The 14,446-nt window shown below is 64.1% G+C and carries 15 protein-coding genes; 11 read left to right on the forward strand and 4 right to left on the reverse strand.

The genetic code is table 11. The features are described from left to right. Positions 1-3: 3 nt before the first annotated feature. The 4 genes from FS777_RS01695 to FS777_RS01710 are packed head-to-tail and all read right to left on the reverse strand — an operon-like array spanning position 4 to position 3,440. On the reverse strand, positions 4-2,028 hold the full coding sequence (locus FS777_RS01695) for a methyl-accepting chemotaxis protein (protein ID WP_241493095.1): 2,025 nt from the start codon (positions 2,026-2,028) through the stop codon (positions 4-6). A 48-nt stretch (positions 2,029-2,076) separates the two neighbouring features. Next, positions 2,077-2,628: a chemotaxis protein CheW gene (locus FS777_RS01700; RefSeq protein WP_058638873.1), complete on the reverse strand. Its 552-nt coding sequence runs from the start codon at positions 2,626-2,628 to the stop codon at positions 2,077-2,079. Continuing rightward, positions 2,625-2,990, reverse strand: a complete 366-nt coding sequence (pilH, locus tag FS777_RS01705; protein ID WP_058638872.1) for a twitching motility response regulator PilH — start codon at positions 2,988-2,990, stop codon at positions 2,625-2,627. Before pilH ends, FS777_RS01700 begins: the two co-directional genes overlap by 4 nt. Positions 2,991-3,038: 48 nt before the next feature. Continuing rightward, positions 3,039-3,440, reverse strand: a complete 402-nt coding sequence (locus tag FS777_RS01710; RefSeq protein ID WP_058604060.1) for a PleD family two-component system response regulator — start codon at positions 3,438-3,440, stop codon at positions 3,039-3,041. A 238-nt stretch (positions 3,441-3,678) separates the two neighbouring features. On the opposite strand from FS777_RS01710, the gene gshB reads away from it, so the two are divergent. From gshB to phaC, 11 genes are all read left to right on the forward strand, one after another. Then, entirely contained in the window at positions 3,679-4,632 is a 954-nt protein-coding gene (gshB, locus tag FS777_RS01715; RefSeq protein ID WP_058638871.1) for a glutathione synthase, read from the forward strand. Positions 4,633-4,771: 139 nt separating this feature from the next. Further along, positions 4,772-5,671, forward strand: coding sequence for an energy transducer TonB (locus FS777_RS01720; protein WP_027914038.1), 900 nt, complete (start codon positions 4,772-4,774; stop codon positions 5,669-5,671). Between the two features lie 46 nt (positions 5,672-5,717). After that, positions 5,718-6,287 (forward strand): YqgE/AlgH family protein, encoded by a 570-nt coding sequence (locus FS777_RS01725; protein ID WP_023532990.1) that lies wholly within the window; start codon positions 5,718-5,720, stop codon positions 6,285-6,287. Further along, a complete protein-coding gene (ruvX, locus tag FS777_RS01730; RefSeq protein ID WP_145253731.1) occupies positions 6,287-6,724 on the forward strand; it encodes a Holliday junction resolvase RuvX in 438 nt (145 codons plus the stop codon). The genes FS777_RS01725 and ruvX overlap by 1 nt, the downstream gene beginning before the upstream one ends. A gap of 49 nt (positions 6,725-6,773) precedes the next feature. Further along, positions 6,774-7,292, forward strand: coding sequence for a bifunctional pyr operon transcriptional regulator/uracil phosphoribosyltransferase PyrR (gene pyrR, locus FS777_RS01735; RefSeq protein WP_078477869.1), 519 nt, complete (start codon positions 6,774-6,776; stop codon positions 7,290-7,292). 12 nt (positions 7,293-7,304) lie between these two features. Continuing rightward, the gene (locus tag FS777_RS01740; RefSeq protein WP_058604064.1) at positions 7,305-8,309 is read left to right on the forward strand and encodes an aspartate carbamoyltransferase catalytic subunit; all 1,005 of its coding nucleotides are present in this window, start codon (positions 7,305-7,307) and stop codon (positions 8,307-8,309) included. Next, the gene (locus tag FS777_RS01745) at positions 8,306-9,577 is read left to right on the forward strand and encodes a dihydroorotase (RefSeq protein WP_058638867.1); all 1,272 of its coding nucleotides are present in this window, start codon (positions 8,306-8,308) and stop codon (positions 9,575-9,577) included. The genes FS777_RS01740 and FS777_RS01745 overlap by 4 nt, the downstream gene beginning before the upstream one ends. A 416-nt stretch (positions 9,578-9,993) precedes the next feature. After that, positions 9,994-10,524 carry an ATP-dependent protease subunit HslV gene (gene hslV / locus FS777_RS01750; RefSeq protein WP_023533032.1) on the forward strand — a complete coding sequence of 177 codons (531 nt, stop codon included), beginning with the start codon at positions 9,994-9,996 and terminating at the stop codon, positions 10,522-10,524. A 75-nt stretch (positions 10,525-10,599) separates the two neighbouring features. Beyond that, a complete protein-coding gene (hslU, locus tag FS777_RS01755) occupies positions 10,600-11,943 on the forward strand; it encodes an ATP-dependent protease ATPase subunit HslU (RefSeq protein ID WP_145253734.1) in 1,344 nt (447 codons plus the stop codon). Positions 11,944-12,078: 135 nt separating this feature from the next. Then, a complete protein-coding gene (locus FS777_RS01760; protein WP_058639878.1) occupies positions 12,079-12,456 on the forward strand; it encodes a gamma-butyrobetaine hydroxylase-like domain-containing protein in 378 nt (125 codons plus the stop codon). A 258-nt stretch (positions 12,457-12,714) separates the two neighbouring features. After that, positions 12,715-14,391: a class II poly(R)-hydroxyalkanoic acid synthase gene (gene phaC, locus FS777_RS01765; protein ID WP_145253737.1), complete on the forward strand. Its 1,677-nt coding sequence runs from the start codon at positions 12,715-12,717 to the stop codon at positions 14,389-14,391. Positions 14,392-14,446: the final 55 nt, after the last annotated feature.

Here is a 14,446-nt window from a genome sequence, read left to right on the forward strand (position 1 = left end):
TTCTCAATGGGGCTCGGCAGGTGCCGGCAGGGTGAATCCGGAAACAGAGCGACGCATCTCGCTGGCCATGCGCGCCAGGTGACGAATACTGTCGGCGGTGGCGCCGGAACCTGCGGACGTCTGGGCGGTGATCTGCTGGATGACGGCCATGGTGTGTGAGATCTGCCCCGCCGAGGAGGTTTGCAGCTGGGCCGCGTCGGAAATGCTGTGGATAAGGTCGGCAAGGTTCTGCGAAACGCCTTCGATCTCGGCCAGCGCCACGCCGGCGTCCTGGGCCAGCCTGGCGCCTCGCACGACTTCGGCCGTGGTCTGTTCCATGGAGATGACCGCTTCGTTGGTGTCGGCCTGAATGGTCCGCACAAGGGCTTCGATCTGCCGTGTAGCGGAGGACGAGCGCTCGGCCAGGCGCTGGACCTCGTCCGCGACCACGGCGAACCCGCGCCCTGCCTCACCCGCCAGGGAGGCCTGGATAGCGGCGTTCAAGGCCAGGATGTTGGTCTGGTCGGCGATGTCGTCGATCAGGCTGACGATATCGCCGATTTCCTGGGACGATTCGCCCAGGCGCTTGATGCGCTTGGCGGTGTCCTGGATCTGCTCGCGAATGTTGTTCATGCCGTCGATGGTGTTGTGCACCACCTCATTGCCCTTGTTGGCAATGGCCACGGACCGCTCGGCGACCTTGGCCGATTCGTAGGCATGGGCCGAAACACGGTCGATCGACTCGACCATGTCCCCGACTGCCTCGGAGGCTTCGCTGATCTGTTCGGCCTGCTGCTCGGACGCCTTGGCCAACTGGCGGGCCGTATTCTGCGTGTCCTGCACCGCCGAGGCGACCTGTACTGCGCTGTGGTTGATGGTGGCGACCAGGTCGCGCAATTGGTCGACGGAGTAGTTGATGGAGTCGGCGATGGCACCGGTGAAGTCTTCGGTCACCGAGACGGTCACCGTCAGGTCGCCATCTGCCAACTCTTCGATTTCATCGAGCAGGCGCATGATCGCCTGCTGGTTGCGTTCGTTCTTTTCGGCGGTCTCACGCAATTGACGGTTGGTGGTGCGCACCATGACCAGGCCGATGAGGATGATCGAGGCCAGTGCCAACAAGCCCAGTGCATACCCCCCAACGGTATCGAGCGTGCGCCCGCTGGCCAGGTTCTCGAAGCCGTTGGCCAGGTGCGAGGCTTCCTCGAGCAAGGTCTGCGACAGGCTGAAAATGCTGCCGGCCGCCTCCCGCACCCGGAACAGCTCCGGCGAGGTCTCGAGAATTTCATCGACCGAGCCGGCCACGAACTGGAACAGCTCGGCGATTTCCGCCAGCCGCGCCCTGGCATCGGCGTCTTCGACACGGGTCACGCCAATGGCAGCATCGCCCTTGAGCATGCCCTCGAGCACCTGGCCGAAGCGGCCAGCATCGCGGCCGAAGGCATCGGCGGCCTGCGCCGCCGCCGCATCTCCGGCCAGTACGGTGTTGACCGACCCCAGGATACGTTCGGCCAGCAGCAGCTGGCGCTGTGCCACGGCAACCTGGCTGGCCGGGGCGCCACTTTGCAGCAGGATTTCGACCACCTTTTCGTATTCGACCTGCAACTGCGGGACGGTTTCGGCCAGGGTGGCCGCCACCTGGTGCAAGGACAGCACGGTCTGTTCGCTGGCCAGGATGGTGTCGGTGCTCTTGCGCAGGCTCTCCCAGTCATCGCGCACCGCTTCCATCTCTTCGCGTACCGAGGCTGGCGCCGCGGGCAGCCCTGTGGCCTTGTCGCCTTCGCGCAGGTAGCCCCAGCGACGCTCGAAGTCGTTGCGTGCATCGGACAGCAGCCTGAAGGCTACGCCCTTGCCGGCAGCCGCTTCAGTGGCGTTCTTGGCGATGCGCTGGGACAACACGCGCAGCTCGCCGGCATGGCCGATGTATTGCTTGTCGTAGTTGGACTGGGTGTTGAGGTAGGCGAAATTGGCGAACAGCAGAATGATCGAGAGGATCAGGATCAGGAACAGCACGGTGATCTGCGCAATGCTGCGGGTGCGGGGGCTCACGGTAGTGGCGGTGACGGGGGGAGCAGGCTGGTTCACGTTTGCAAGGTCCTATAACGCCACATCGAGAAAGCCCGGTGCCTGGGCCAGGGCAAAGGGGCTGAAAATCGCCCAGTAGTCGTGGTCGCGTTCAAAGCGCCCCTGAACGAAGGGCCCGGCAGCATCGGTCACCGGCAGCGCGGGTTGCAGGCTGTCGATTGCAAAGTGCTGCAGGCCTACCACTTCGTCCACCAGCAGGCCAACGAAAAGCGCCTCGTGATCAAGCACCAGGACGCGCCGTTGCTTGCCGGGCACAGCACTGCCCAGGCCGAGGAAACGGCCCAGGTCCATCACGGGCAGCAACCGGCCACGCAGATTGGCCACCCCGCATACCCAGGGTTGCACCCCAGGTACTCGACTACTGCGGGGCTCACGCAGCACTTCGGCCACCTCGCCCATGGGGGCGACGAACCATTGCCCGGCTACACGAAAACCGATGCCGCTCCACTGCCGCAACCTGTCACCCGAAGCCGGTTGGTCGGCTACCAGCAGGCGGCAGCGCCGATCGATATCCAGCAACAGTTCGAAGGCGGTCAGCGACGCTCCCTGCGGGCGTGTGGTCAAGCCCCCAGCACCTCTTGGAGCTTGTGCACCAGTGCGTCTTCTTCCACAGGTTTGGTCAGGAAGTCACGTGCGCCCTGGCGCGTCGCCCAGATGCGGTCGGTTTCCTGATCCTTGGTGGTCACCACGATGACCGGAATGCCCTTGGTCTCCGGGTCCTTGCTGAGCTGGCGAGTGGCCTGGAAGCCGTTCATGCCTGGCATCACGATATCCATGAGCACTGCATCGGGCTTCTCCTGCCGGGCAAGGGCCACGCCATCGGCGCCGTTGTTGGCCTTGAGTACCTCGTGCCCGTGGTTTTCCAGCCATTGGGTCAATCGATACATCTCTGTCGGCGAGTCGTCGACAATCAGAACGCGGGCCATACGGGTTCCCCATCAGGATTCGAAAGACCGTGCCATGGCAGGGCGCGGTCAGGGTGCTGTTTGTTGAGCGGTGGCAAACCCAGGTACATGGGCCTGTATCGCCTCGATCAGTTCTTCCTTGGTAAACGGTTTGGTCAGAAACTGATCAGAACCGACCACACGCCCACGGGCCTTGTCGAACAGACCGTCGCGCGACGACAACAGAATCACCGGGACGTCCTTGAAGGTGCTGTTCTGCTTGATCACCGCGCACGTCTGATAGCCGTCCAGACGCGGCATCAAGACATCGACGAAGATCACGGCCGGGTTGTGATCGACAATCTTGGCCAGGGCATCGAAGCCATCGCTGGCAGTGATGACCTCGCAGCCCACCTCACCGAGCAGCATCTGCGCCGTGCGGCGAATGGTGCGTGAATCGTCGATCACCATCACTTTCAGGGGTTGTTCCATAAACGCCTACCCGGGGAATTGAGCTGCACGTTGCAAGCGCCACGCTACAGGAAAGCCCAATGGGCCCGTGGCCGCTTTTCGCTTGAGGCGTGTAGCCGAAGGCTTGAAGCTGCATTTTTAGCACAGTCCGGGTAGCCATTCCATCTGCCGCGCCCCTTGACCGGCGGCGTTGGCGGCGCCACCCTGAGCCACTTTTCTTTCGATCCATCGCGGCTACGCCGCCAGGAGGAACCACCCCATGAGCGTTCGCCTCGGCATTGTCATGGACCCTATCGCGTCCATCTCCTACAAGAAGGACAGTTCGCTGGCCATGTTGCTGGCTGCCCAGGCACGCGGCTGGAGCCTGTTCTACATGGAGCAGCGCGACCTGTATCAAGGTCAAGGCAAGGCACGTGCGCGCATGCGCCCGTTGACGGTGCACGCAGACCCGGCCCGCTGGTACGAGCTGGGCGAGGAGCAGGACAGCGCCCTGGCCGAACTGGACGTGATCCTGATGCGCAAGGACCCACCCTTCGACCTGGAATTCGTCTACAGCACCTACCTGCTCGAACAAGCCGAAAGCGAAGGCGTGCTGGTGGTCAACCGCCCTCAGAGCCTGCGTGACTGCAACGAAAAGCTGTTCGCCACGCTGTTCCCGCAATGTACGCCACCCACCCTGGTCAGCCGTCGCCCGGACATCATCCGCGCGTTTGCCGCCGAGCATGGCGATGTGATCCTCAAGCCCCTGGATGGCATGGGCGGCACGTCGATCTTCCGTCACCGGGCGGGCGACCCGAACCTGTCGGTGATCCTCGAAACCCTGACCCTGCTGGGTACTCAGCAGATCATGGCCCAGGCCTACCTGCCGGCGATCAAGGACGGCGACAAGCGTATCCTGATGATCGACGGCGAGCCGATCGACTACTGCCTGGCCCGTATTCCGGCCAGCGGCGAAACCCGTGGCAACCTGGCAGCCGGCGGTCGTGGCGAAGCACGCCCCCTGAGCGAGCGCGACCGCTGGATCGCGGCGCAGGTAGGCCCGACATTGCGCCAGAAGGGCCTGCTGTTCGTCGGTCTGGACGTGATTGGCGACTACCTCACCGAAATCAACGTGACCAGCCCCACCTGCATCCGCGAAATCGACGCCGCCTACGGCACCGACATCGGCGGCCAGCTGATGGATGCCATTGATCGCCAGCTCAAGACGCGTTGACCACGGACATTCGGTAACGGACTGGCGTGGGGTATCATGCTCACCCGCAAACGACAGGCTGCAAGACCGGTACGCCCGCCCCGTGCCTCTGCTGCCTGTTGCGTGCCGTTTGTAGCTCGACGATGCCCCTGGATACCTGATGACGCTGCCCGCTGACATCCCCGCCGACCTGTTGCCGCCCCGCGTTCGCCCGGTGGACAGGCTGGGCTTCACGCTGTTTCTGGCGGCGCTGGTGCACCTGGCGTTGATCCTCGGGGTGGGCTTTACCGTGGTCAAGCCGGCGCAGATCAGCCGCACCATGGACATCACCCTGGCCACGTTCAAAAGCGAAAAGCCGCCGGAAAAGGCCGACTTCCAGGCGCAAGACAACCAGCAAGGCAGCGGCACCCTGGACAAGAAGGCCGTGCCCAAGACCACCGAGCTTGCGCCTTTCCAGGACACCAAGATCAACAAGATCACCCCGCCACCTGCCGCCAGGCCCGAGGTACCGCCGCCCCCGCAGAAGTCGGCGGTCGCGACCAAGGCTCCGAAGGCGCAGAAGGTCGAGCCCAAGCCACGGGAAAGCAAGCCCCAGCCCAAGCCGAGCACGCCCGTGCGCGAGTTCGACAGCTCGCAGCTGTCCAGCCAGATCGCCAGCCTTGAGGCAGAGCTTGCCAATGAGCAGCAGCAATATGCCAAGCGCCCGCGTATCCATCGCCTGAATGCGGCCTCGACCATGCGCGACAAGGGCGCCTGGTACAAAGAGGAATGGCGCAAGAAAGTCGAACGCGTGGGTAACCTGAATTATCCGGACGAGGCACGCCGGCAGCAGATCTACGGCAACCTGCGCATGATGGTCTCGATCAACCGCGACGGGTCACTCTACGAAGTGCTGGTGCTTGAATCGTCCGGCCAGCCCGTGCTGGACCAGGCTGCCCAGCGCATCGTGCGCCTGGCCGCACCGTTCGCGCCGTTCACCGGTGATCTGGCCGAGTACGACCGGCTGGAAATCATCCGTACCTGGCGCTTCGCCAGGGGTGATCGGTTGTCCAGCAACTGAGCCGGCACGCTTGCAGCGGTGGCCGGGTGGCGCCACACTATCCCCCATGAAGAACCTCACGCCGAGCTACCTCAAGCACCAGTTCCTGATCGCCATGCCGCACATGGCCGACCCGAACTTCGCCCAGACCCTCACGTACATCGTCGAGCACAATGCTCATGGCGCGATGGGGCTTGTGGTGAACAAGCCGCAGGAACTGAACCTGGCCGACATCCTCGAGCAACTGCGCCCGGACGAAACCCCGCCGGCCAGCACGCTGCAGGTGCCTATCTACCAAGGCGGCCCGGTGCAGACCGACCGCGGCTTCGTGCTGCATACCAGCGAGTGCAGCTACCAGGCCACGGTGGAACTGCAGGGCCTCTCGCTTTCCACGTCCCAGGACGTGCTGTTCGCCATCGCCGAGGGCGTGGGCCCGGAAAAGAGCCTGATCACCTTGGGTTATGCCGGCTGGGAAGCGGGCCAGCTCGAGGCCGAACTGGCCGATAACGCCTGGCTCAACTGTGCGTTCGACCCGGATATCCTGTTTGCCATGACCAGCGAGCTGCGCCTGGAAGCGGCGGCCGCGAGCCTTGGCATCAACCTGCATCTGCTGACCAGCCAGGCGGGCCACGCCTGATGGCCGACGCGCTTGCCGCACCCCGGCTGCTGCTGGGTTTCGACTATGGCACCAAGCAGATCGGCGTGGCCGTCGGCCAGGCGGTCACCGGCCAGGCCCGTGAACTCTGTACGTTGCGCGCCCAGAATGGCGTGCCGGACTGGGCCCAGATCGAGCGCCTGATCGCTGAATGGAAGCCTGACGCCATCGTCGTCGGCCTGCCGCTGAACATGGACGGCACCCCCAGCGAAATGAGCGCCCGGGCCGAAAAATTCGCCCGCCGCCTCAATGGGCGCTTCAACCTGCCGGTGCATACCCATGACGAACGCCTGACCACGTTCGAGGCCAAGGGCGAGCGCATGGCCCGTGGCGGCCAGCGCGGCACGTACCGGGACAACCCGGTCGACGCCATCGCCGCCGCCCTGCTGCTGCAAGGCTGGCTGGAGGCCAATACCTGATCATCTTCGCGACCGGATGCATCCGGCGCACCCTTCCGAGGAACCTGCAATGAGCCTACCTGATCCTGCCGCGCTGATCCGGCAGATGGCTGTCGACCTTCGCGCCCATCTGGCCCGCCGTGCCATCGTCGAGCCACGCTACATCGGCATTCGCACCGGAGGCGTGTGGGTGGCCCAGGCATTGCAACAGGCCATGGACGACACCAGTGCCATGGGTACGCTTGACGTGTCGTTCTATCGAGACGACTTCAGCCAGAATGGCCTGCACCCGCAGGTGCGCCCCTCGGAGCTGCCATTTGAGATCGAAGGCCAGCACCTGGTGCTGGTGGACGACGTGCTGATGAGCGGTCGCACCATTCGCGCCGCCCTCAACGAACTGTTCGACTACGGCCGTCCGGCCAGCGTCACCCTGGTCTGCCTGCTGGACCTGGATGCAGGCGAGCTGCCCATCCGCCCGAATGTGCTCGGCGCCACCTTGTCACTGGCGGCCCATGAACGGGTAAAATTGACCGGACCCGCACCGCTCGCCCTCGAGCGCCAGGACCTCGCCCCCGCTACCGCCCTTTAAGAGTCCCCCGCGATGACGCCAATCGACGCCAAGCGCCCGCTGCAGCTCAATGATCAGGGCCAGCTGCGCCATTTCCTTTCGCTTGACGGTTTGCCCCGCGAACTGCTGACCGAAATCCTCGACACTGCCGATTCCTTCCTGGAAGTCGGCGCCCGCGCCGTGAAGAAAGTGCCGCTGCTGCGTGGCAAGACGGTGTGCAACGTCTTCTTCGAGAACTCCACCCGCACCCGGACCACGTTCGAGCTGGCCGCCCAGCGCCTGTCCGCCGACGTGATCAGCCTGAATGTGTCGACCTCCTCGACCAGCAAAGGCGAGACGCTGTTCGATACCCTGCGCAACCTTGAAGCCATGGCCGCCGATATGTTCGTGGTGCGCCACTCGGATTCAGGCGCGGCGCACTTCATTGCCGAGCACGTGTGCCCGGAGGTGGCCGTGATCAACGGCGGTGACGGCCGCCATGCGCACCCGACCCAGGGCATGCTCGACATGCTCACCATTCGCCGGCACAAGGGCGGCTTCGAGAACCTCTCGGTTGCCATCGTCGGCGATATCCTTCATTCGCGCGTGGCGCGTTCGGACATGCTCGCGCTCAAGGCGCTGGGCTGCCCGGACATTCGCGTGATCGGCCCGAAAACCCTGATCCCGATCGGCATCGAGCAGTATGGCGTGAAGGTGTACACCGACCTGGCCGAAGGCCTCAAGGACGTCGACGTGGTGATCATGCTGCGCCTGCAGCGTGAGCGCATGGCCGGTGGCCTGCTGCCCAGCGAAGGCGAGTTCTACCGCCTGTTCGGCCTGACCACTGCCCGCCTGGCAGGGGCCAAGCCGGACGCCATCGTCATGCACCCCGGTCCGATCAACCGTGGAGTGGAAATCGAATCTGCCGTGGCCGATGGCAAGCATTCGGTGATCCTGAACCAGGTCACCTACGGGATCGCCGTGCGCATGGCCGTGCTGTCCATGGCCATGAGCGGGCAAAACGTACAACGTCAACTCGACCAGGAGATCGCCCAGTGAGCATCAGCATTCTTGGCGCCCGGGTCATCGACCCTCAAAGCGGCCTTGACCAGGTCACCGACCTGCACCTGGAGGGCGGCCGCATTGCCGCCATGGGCGCCGCGCCCGTTGGCTTTACCGCCAACCGCACCCTTCAGGCCGATGGCCTGGTCGTCGCCCCTGGCCTGGTGGACCTGGGCGTGTCGCTGCGCGAGCCCGGCTATAGCCGCAAAGGCACCATCGCCAGCGAGACCCGCGCGGCCGTGGCCGGTGGCGTGACCAGCCTGTGCTGCCCGCCGCAGACCCGCCCGGCCCTGGACACCTCGGCGGTGGCCGAGCTGATCCTGGACCGCGCCCGCGAGGCGGGCAACAGCAAGGTTTACCCGATCGGCGCGCTGACCAAGGGCCTGGAGGGGGAACAGTTGGCCGAACTGGTGGGCCTGCGTGACACCGGCTGCGTCGCGTTCGGCAATGGCCTGAAGGAAATCCCCAACAACCGCACCTTGGCCCGTGCGCTGGAATACGCCGCCACGTTCGACCTGACGGTGGTGTTCCACTCCCAGGACCGCGACCTGGCCCAAGGCGGCCTTGCCCATGAAGGTGCCATGGCCAGCTTCCTGGGTTTGCCCGGCATTCCCGAAACTGCTGAAACCGTGGCGTTGGCGCGCAACCTGCTGCTAGTGGAGCAGACCGGCGTCCGCGCCCACTTCACCCAGATCACCAGCGCCCGTGGCGCGCGGCTGATCGCCCAGGCGCAAAGCCTTGGTTTGCCGGTCACTGCCGATGTCGCGTTGTACCAGTTGATCCTGACCGACGAATCGCTGCGTGAATTTTCCAGCCTGTACCACGTGCAACCGCCACTGCGTAGCGCTGCCGATCGCGATGGCCTGCGCGAGGCGGTGAAAACCGGCGTGATCCAGGCGATCTCCAGCCATCACCAGCCTCATGAACGCGATGCCAAGCTGGCCCCCTTCGGCGCCACAGAGCCGGGTATCAGCAGCGTGGACGTGTTGCTGCCGTTGGCCATGACGTTGGTGCAGGATGGCTTGCTCGACCTGCCGACCTTGCTGGCGCGCCTGACCTGTGGTCCCGCTGATGCCATGCGGCTGCCGGCTGGCCAGCTGAAGGTTGGCGCTGCGGCTGACTTGGTGGTGTTCGATCCACAGGCCTCGACCGTGGCCGGTGAGCATTGGTACTCCCGTGGCGACAACTGCCCGTTCATCGGGCACTGCCTGCCGGGTGCCGTGCGCTATACGTTGGTCGATGGGCGTATCTGTCACGAGGCTTGAGCCTGGTGGGCCGGTCAAAGGGTTGCGCGGCGGTTTAGGGTTTCAGCTTCGCAGCGCGTATCGTTGGGGCCGCTGCGCGGCCCATCGCGGCACGAGGCCGCTCCTACAGGGAGGGTGGTGCACCTGAGGGGAGCAATCGCCTTGCAGCGTATTTGTGAGGCTTACTGATTCCGGTGTAGGAGCGGTCTTGTGCCGCGATGGGCCGCACAGCGGCCCCAACGATACGCGCTGCGAGCCAAAATCCCTGGGCTGCTGCGTTCCCCCTCGGGGTGCTTCCCCAGAACCTGGGCACCCCCTGCCACTGATCCCGAGCCCCGCCCCCTCGAACCGTTCATCCCCCACGGTTGAAATCCCGCCTTGCACCCCCATATGAGTTTGCAACAGGCATTTTCGCCCCGCTGCGTGGAGACTCTCCCTTGACCACCATCGTTTCAGTCCGCCGCAATGGCAAAGTCGTCATGGGCGGCGACGGCCAGGTATCCCTCGGCAACACCGTGATGAAAGGCAACGCCAAGAAAGTGCGGCGCCTGTACCACGGTCAGGTCATCGCGGGCTTTGCCGGCGCCACTGCCGATGCCTTCACCCTGTTCGAACGCTTCGAGGGCCAACTGGAGAAACACCAGGGCCACCTGATTCGCGCGGCCGTGGAACTGGCCAAGGAATGGCGTACCGACCGTTCCCTCAGCCGCCTCGAAGCCATGCTGGCCGTGGCCAACAAGGATGCGTCGCTGATCATCACCGGCAACGGTGACGTGGTCGAGCCTGAAGACGGCCTGATCGCCATGGGTTCCGGCGGCGCCTACGCCCAGGCCGCAGCCCGTGCGCTGCTGAACAAGACCGACCTCTCGGCCCGCGAAATCGCCGAGACCGCGCTGAACATCGCCGGTGACATCTGCGTGTTCACCAACCACAACCTGACCATCGAGGAGCAGGACCTGGCCGAGTGATCAGCTGCTCTGGCGCCCCGTCCCGGTGACGGGGCTTTTCCACGCTGAATCATTCGTATCAGGACCCTATTGATCATGTCCATGACCCCCCGCGAGATCGTCCACGAACTCAACCGCCACATCATTGGCCAAGACGACGCCAAGCGCGCCGTGGCCATCGCCTTGCGCAACCGCTGGCGGCGCATGCAGCTCCCTGCCGAGCTGCGCGCCGAAGTGACGCCCAAGAACATCCTGATGATCGGCCCCACCGGCGTGGGCAAGACCGAGATCGCCCGGCGCCTGGCCAAGCTGGCCAATGCCCCGTTCCTCAAGGTCGAAGCCACCAAGTTCACTGAAGTGGGCTATGTGGGCCGCGATGTGGAATCCATCATCCGCGACCTGGCCGACGCGGCCTTGAAGATGCTGCGTGAGCAGGAAATCATCCGCGTGCGCCACCGCGCCGAAGATGCCGCCGAAGAGCGCATCCTCGATGCCCTGCTGCCACCGGCACGGGTCAGCAGCTTCAGCGAGGAAGCCGCCCAGACCAGTTCCGATTCCAACACCCGCCAACTGTTCCGCAAGCGCCTGCGCGAAGGCCAGCTGGACGACAAGGAAATCGAAATCGAGGTGGCCGATGCCGTGGGCGTCGAAATCGCCGCGCCTCCCGGCATGGAAGAAATGACCAATCAGTTGCAGAGCCTGTTCGCCAACATGGGCAAGGGCAAGCGCAAGTCGCGCAAGCTGAAGGTTCGCGAAGCGCTGAAAATGGTGCGCGACGAGGAGGCCGGTCGCCTGGTCAATGAAGAAGAGCTCAAGGCCAAGGCGCTGGAAGCGGTCGAGCAGCACGGCATCGTGTTCATCGACGAGATCGACAAGGTCACCAAACGCGGCAATGTCGGCGGTGCCGATGTCTCCCGTGAGGGTGTGCAGCGCGATCTGCTGCCGCTGATCGAAGGCTGCACGGTCAATACCAAGCTGGGCATGGTCAAGACCGACCACATCCTGTTCATCGCCTCCGGCGCGTTCCACTTGAGCAAGCCGAGCGACCTGGTGCCTGAACTGCAAGGTCGCCTGCCGATCCGCGTGGAGCTCAAGGCCCTGACGCCGGAAGATTTCCAGCGCATCCTGCGCGAGCCGCATGCCTCGCTGACCGAACAGTACCAGGCACTGCTCAAGACCGAAGGGCTTAACATCGAGTTCGTCGAGGATGGCATCAAGCGTTTGGCCGAGATCGCCTACCAGGTCAACGAGAAAACCGAGAACATCGGTGCCCGTCGCCTGCACACGTTGCTCGAACGCCTGCTCGAAGAGGTGTCGTTCAGCGCTGGCGACCTGGCCAGTGCCCATGACGAAGCGCCGATCCAGATCGACGCAGCTTACGTGAACAGCCACCTGGGCGAGTTGGCCCAGAACGAAGACCTGTCCCGCTACATCCTGTAACGGGCCTGCGCCAGGCTGCAAGCGAGCCCGTGCGGCGCTTGCAGCCTGGCGACACAGGTTTTTTGCTCAAGAAGCTGGCGAGCGCTTCTTGCAGCGGGTAGCGTGCGGTGTGTAACTCAAACAGAGATCACGCCCATGGCTCGCATGCCTACCGCCATCAACCTGCACAAAGCCTCCAAGACCCTGCGCCTTACCTATGGGCCCGATGAGGTCTACCACCTGCCCGCCGAATTCCTGCGCGTGCACTCCCCCTCCGCCGAAGTCCAGGGGCACGGCAACCCCATTTTGCAGTTTGGCAAGGTCAACGTCGGCCTCGTCGGACTGGAGCCGGCGGGTCAATACGCCCTGAAACTTACCTTCGACGATGGCCATGACAGCGGCCTGTTCACCTGGGAATACCTGGAGCAGCTGTGCCTGCGGCAGGATGCCTTGTGGGCTGAATACCTCGAGGCGCTGCACAAGGCCGGCAAGACCCGTGACCCTTCGGAGTCCGTGGTCAAGCTGATGCTTTAGCCGCTCCCCTCGCACGCGCCTTCGTCCGCCATGCCGGCCCAACTGACAGTGGTAAGGAGCTTACGACAGCGCCAGGTTGCTTCGCGCCTGAAACTCGGGTAACCAGTAGAGGTGGCCATTTACCAGCATGGCGCTGCAGGCGCCTGATCGTCCGTAGCACTGCAGGACGCGGTCACGGATTACCCGAGTAGCGGTATCGGGGACACGTCGGTGCACCCTCGCCAGCCGGTACTCGTCTCAGACAACGGAGCGTCGCGGATGAGTAACAACAACAATGAAGATCAGCAGCAGAGCCCGCAACGCGCCACGGGCCTGAACCCGATGGTCGGCGTTCGACGCAAGGACCTGTTGGGCACGGCCCAGACCGTGCTGCGCCAGGCTGTGCGTCAGCCCCTGCACAGTGCCAAGCACGCGCTTGCATTCGGGCTCGAACTGAAAAATGTGATGCTGGGCAAATCGAGCCTTGCCCCTGCCAGCGATGATCGCCGCTTCAACGACCCGACCTGGTCACAGAACCCGCTTTACCGACGTTACCTGCAAAGCTACCTGGCATGGCGTAATGAACTGCAGGCCTGGATCAGCAGCAGTGACCTGCCCCCTGAGGACATCAGCCGCGGGCAGTTCGTCATCCAGCTCATGACCGAAGCGCTGGCGCCTACCAATAACCTGTCCAATCCTGCCGCGCTCAAGCGCTTCTTCGAGACCGGCGGCAAGAGCGTGCTCGATGGTCTGTCGAACCTGGCCAGGGACGTGGTCCACAACGGCGGCATGCCCCGCCAGGTGAACATGGATGCTTTCGAAGTGGGCAAGGACCTGGGCAGCAGTAGCGGCGCGGTCGTGTACCGTAATCAGGTGCTGGAATTGATCCAGTACAGCCCCGTCACCGAGCAGGTGCATCAGCGGCCACTGCTGGTGGTGCCACCGCAGATCAACAAGTTCTACATCTTTGATCTGTGCCCGGAAAAAAGCCTGATGCGCTTCTGTCTGGACGCCCGGCAACAAACCTTCATGGTCAGTTGGCGCAACCCGACCAGGGCGCAGCGTGACTGGGACTTGTCTACCTATGTGCAGGCACTTGGCGAGGCGGTGGACGCCGTGCTGAGCATCACCGGCAGTGCGACCCTGAACATGCTCGGTGCATGCTCAGGGGGGATTACCTGCACCGCGTTGCTGGGTCATCTTGCGGCGCGTAATGAAACCAAGGTCAATGCCTTGACCCTGCTGGTCAGCGTGCTGGACGCCACGCTCGACAATGCGCTGGCATTGTTCGTCGACGACCAGGCGCTGGATGCGGCCAAGCGTCAATCCCAGCAGGCGGGGGTACTCGAGGGCAGCGATCTAGCCCGGCTGTTTGCCTGGATGCGTCCCAATGACCTGATCTGGAACTACTGGGTCAACAATTACCTGCTCGGCAATGAGCCGCCGGCGTTCGACATCCTGTACTGGAACAACGACACCACGCGCCTGCCCGCCGCATTCCATGCCGACCTGATCGAGATGTACAGGCGCAATCCGCTCACCCGCCCCGGTGGCCTCACTGTCTGCGGTACCGCCATCGACCTCAAGCAGGTCAAGTGCGATCTCTTCAGTGTGGCGGGCAATGCCGACCATATTACGCCTTGGCAGGCCTGCTATCGCTCGGCGCGACTGTTCGGGGGCAAGGTCGAGTTCGTGCTGTCCAACAGCGGGCACATCCAGAGCATCATCAATCCGCCCGGCAACCCGAAGGCGCGCTTTCAGGCTGGGGATGGCCAGCATGACGATCCGCTTGCCTGGCAACAGGGCGCCGTCAGGCACGTCGATTCATGGTGGCTGCACTGGCAGGGCTGGCTGGCCGACCGAGCCGGGGCATTGATCGAGGCACCGAGCCACTTGGGGTGCCGCAGCCATCCTGCAGCCGAAGCTGCGCCAGGCAGCTACGTGCACCAGCGTTGAACCCCTGCGCCGTGGCCACCTGCGCGGTGCCAAGGCGTTTACCAGCTCCAGGAGC

It is taken from the genome of Pseudomonas sp. DE0157 (assembly GCF_007678615.1).
GTDB lineage: Bacteria > Pseudomonadota > Gammaproteobacteria > Pseudomonadales > Pseudomonadaceae > Aquipseudomonas > Aquipseudomonas parafulva_B.

Bases quoted from the DNA above. Each gene is read 5' to 3' on its own strand.
- pilH (WP_058638872.1), bottom strand. From the start codon at position 2,990: ATGGCCCGCGTTCTGATTGTCGACGACTCGCCGACAGAGATGTATCGA.
- FS777_RS01710 (WP_058604060.1), bottom strand. From the start codon at position 3,440: ATGGAACAACCCCTGAAAGTGATGGTGATCGACGATTCACGCACCATT.
- gshB (WP_058638871.1), top strand. From the start codon at position 3,679: ATGAGCGTTCGCCTCGGCATTGTCATGGACCCTATCGCGTCCATCTCC.
- FS777_RS01720 (WP_027914038.1), top strand. From the start codon at position 4,772: ATGACGCTGCCCGCTGACATCCCCGCCGACCTGTTGCCGCCCCGCGTT.
- FS777_RS01725 (WP_023532990.1), top strand. From the start codon at position 5,718: ATGAAGAACCTCACGCCGAGCTACCTCAAGCACCAGTTCCTGATCGCC.
- ruvX (WP_145253731.1), top strand. From the start codon at position 6,287: ATGGCCGACGCGCTTGCCGCACCCCGGCTGCTGCTGGGTTTCGACTAT.
- pyrR (WP_078477869.1), top strand. From the start codon at position 6,774: ATGAGCCTACCTGATCCTGCCGCGCTGATCCGGCAGATGGCTGTCGAC.
- FS777_RS01740 (WP_058604064.1), top strand. From the start codon at position 7,305: ATGACGCCAATCGACGCCAAGCGCCCGCTGCAGCTCAATGATCAGGGC.
- hslU (WP_145253734.1), top strand. From the start codon at position 10,600: ATGTCCATGACCCCCCGCGAGATCGTCCACGAACTCAACCGCCACATC.
- FS777_RS01760 (WP_058639878.1), top strand. From the start codon at position 12,079: ATGGCTCGCATGCCTACCGCCATCAACCTGCACAAAGCCTCCAAGACC.
- phaC (WP_145253737.1), top strand. From the start codon at position 12,715: ATGAGTAACAACAACAATGAAGATCAGCAGCAGAGCCCGCAACGCGCC.